Raw genomic sequence first — 1340 nt, forward strand, 5'->3', positions numbered from 1 at the left:
GCTAACGACGGATCGGACCATCACACTGGCGCAGTACGTTCAAATCTGGCTCCGGGATATCGCCCCGGACAAGCTGGCGAAGTCCACGCTGGCCCGTGACAAGCAGGACATTGACCGATTCCTTCCGTACCTGGGAGGATATAAATTAGTAGATCTCCGCCCCGAACATTTTCGTAAGCTCTACGCCGAGCTGCGAAAGCAGACAAGTCAGAATACCGGAATGCCGCTCTCCGAGTACACGGTAGAGGGAGTCCACGCGTGTCTTTGTGGAATCCTCTCCGATGCGATGGAGGGCGGTTTGCTTAACCACAATCCGGCGTGGAGGACCTACAAATACTCCGGCAAGAAGAAAGAGAAACTTGTTGCCGATGAAGAAACAGTTCAGAAGATTATTGCCGCGCTTGAAAATGAGAGCATCAAGTATGAGACCTACTACAAGCTGATTATTGCCACCGGGATGAGAAGGGGCGAGTGCTGTGGCTTGAAGTGGTCTGATATTGACTATGAGCGTAAGAGTATCCACATCCAACGGAACGTGGTGAAAATCACAGGGGAGAATATTATCGTTAAGGACACCAAGACTGTGGCGGGGGACAGGTATGTGTACTTCTCCCCGGAGATGGAGAGTCTACTGAAAGAGTATTACCGGGAATGCGTATGGCAGGCCGACGCTTACGAAGATCGGCAGCTGACCGCAGATGACTTTGTGTTCCGTAAGCACGACAGCCAGGACCCGATGACGCCCAGCACCTTTACATGGCGGTTCAAGCTGATTTTGAAAAAGAACGGTCTCCCAGAAAAGCTGAACGTGCATTCACTCCGTCACAGCAACGCCAGCCTTCTGATTGCGGGCGGTGCGGACGTGGCGACGGTGGCGGGTCTCCTGGGACACAGCCAGCCGTCCACGACGCTGGACATCTATACCCACGCTTTCGATAAGAACAAGAAAGCCGCCAGCGAAGCCCTCCAGCGGGGGTTGGATATCTGACGAGGGGGATGAGAGAGACTCCTAAATAAGTAAACGGCATGGAGCGTTGCTCCATGCCGCCGTTCGTATGTACTCAATAATTCTCGGCGTGGACCTCAAAATAAGCCTGGGGATGGGCGCAAACGGGGCAGACCTCCGGCGCGGCAGTTCCCACCACGATATGCCCGCAGTTCCGGCACTCCCAGACCTTGACCTCGCTCTTCTTGAAGACCTCCTGGGCCTCCACATTTTTGAGAAGGGCACGGTAGCGCTCCTCGTGATGCTTCTCAATCTCACCGACCGCCCGGAATTTTGAGGCCAGCTCGGGGAAGCCCTCCGCCTCGGCGGTCTTGGCAAAGCCCTCGTACATATC

At 54.9% G+C, this 1340-nt stretch carries 2 protein-coding genes; one reads left to right on the top strand and one right to left on the bottom strand.

Annotated features, from left to right (window positions below):
- On the top strand, positions 1–988 hold a 988-nt coding region (locus JX325_RS16925; protein WP_204792184.1), incomplete at its 5' end, for a tyrosine-type recombinase/integrase.
- Positions 989–1061: 73 nt separating this feature from the next.
- Here the strand turns inward: JX325_RS16925 and JX325_RS16930 are convergent.
- The coding region (locus JX325_RS16930; RefSeq protein ID WP_204792185.1) for a rubrerythrin family protein at positions 1062–1340 on the bottom strand (279 nt) is incomplete at its 5' end.

It is taken from the genome of Oscillibacter sp. CU971, from assembly GCF_905219725.1.
GTDB lineage: Bacteria > Bacillota > Clostridia > Oscillospirales > Oscillospiraceae > Oscillibacter.